The organism is Deinococcus multiflagellatus (assembly GCF_020166415.1).
GTDB classification, from domain to species: Bacteria; Deinococcota; Deinococci; order Deinococcales; family Deinococcaceae; genus Deinococcus; species Deinococcus multiflagellatus.
Genome location: NZ_JAIQXV010000060.1, coordinates 1 through 1,176 on the forward strand (window position 1 = coordinate 1; position 1,176 = coordinate 1,176).

Here is a 1,176-nt window from a genome sequence, read left to right on the forward strand (position 1 = left end):
CTCAGCACCTGACACTTCGGGAAACTGACGTGCTGGCGGTTGGGAACGGCATTCCGAGGAGACGCAGACAGTCACAGAAGACCTCGCCGCCCCACCGCGCCGCTTGACTCAGGATCTGCCACCCGATCCGCGTTACGCTCACGACCGCTCGCCCGCGCTTGTCCTGACGAGGGGCGTGAGTTTCTGTCCGCTGCGCGCCGATCCGCGTCATCCAGGCCAGCGCGATACAGAGCAGGCCGAAGAGCCGAGAGATGCGCTCTGGAGCCGTCATGTGCGTGGCCTCCAGATTCAGCCCGCGAGCTTTCATCGCGGAAAACGCCGATTCAATCGCCCACCTGAGCCGATAGGTCCGTAATACGTCCAGCACGGGCAAATCTGAGGCCACGATCACCCTGTCCCCTGCGGGGGACAGGGTGATGACCACGTGCATCCAGCCCCCATACACCCACGTCCGCTCGAACAGGGTGCGCACCTGTCCCGGTTGCAGCGTCGTGAACAGGTCTCGTACCAGTTCATCCTCGATTCTGGTGTTCTCCCGGATGCGGATACACTGCCGGATGCGTTTCCAGCGCAGGAACGAGCACCACTCGCGCCCCACGAACTCCCGATCTGCGATCAACACGGCCCACCGTCGAGCCGGGAGTACTTTTAGCAGGCGTGCAACAAGAAGGATTCGAGCAGCAGTGCAACTGTTGCCTTGATGCGGCAGGATCGACCAGACGAGGGGAATAACCGCGCCACCGAGGAGCGCGCCGAGCACCAGGATGTTCAGCGGCGTCTGGCCGTAGTGCCACGTGGTGCGGTCCATGATCAGGGTGAGCTTGCCGTCGGGCAGCAAGGGAAGCAGGACGTCTGTGACGTCCTGCGGCGTGAGCTGAGCGTCGTGAAACACGCGGGCCACCGTCCGGGTTTTTGATTCCAACGTGGCTGATCTGGGGAGATGAAGCGCGATCTTGCGGTGAAGCGTGGACTCGGCCTGGAGCACGGCCAGGAGCACTTCGGCAAGACGACGGAGCGCGTCCGTACGGCGGTGTGGCCAACGAGTGTGCAAGTAGGTGGCCAACGTGTCAGCATGGAAGCGGGCAGTATCGGGGCTCGTCACAGACCCAGATACCGCCCTTTGTCATGTCGCACTGCGTTCAGGACGCCATTTCTCGTGAAGTGTCAGGTGCTGAG

The 1,176-nt window shown here is 62.8% G+C and carries 1 protein-coding gene; it reads right to left on the reverse strand.

All coding sequences use genetic code 11. From position 1 onward, the window contains the following. Position 1: 1 nt before the first annotated feature. Positions 2-1,102 (reverse strand): IS4 family transposase, encoded by a 1,101-nt coding sequence (locus tag K7W41_RS23290; protein ID WP_449508530.1) that lies wholly within the window; start codon positions 1,100-1,102, stop codon positions 2-4. Positions 1,103-1,176: the final 74 nt, after the last annotated feature.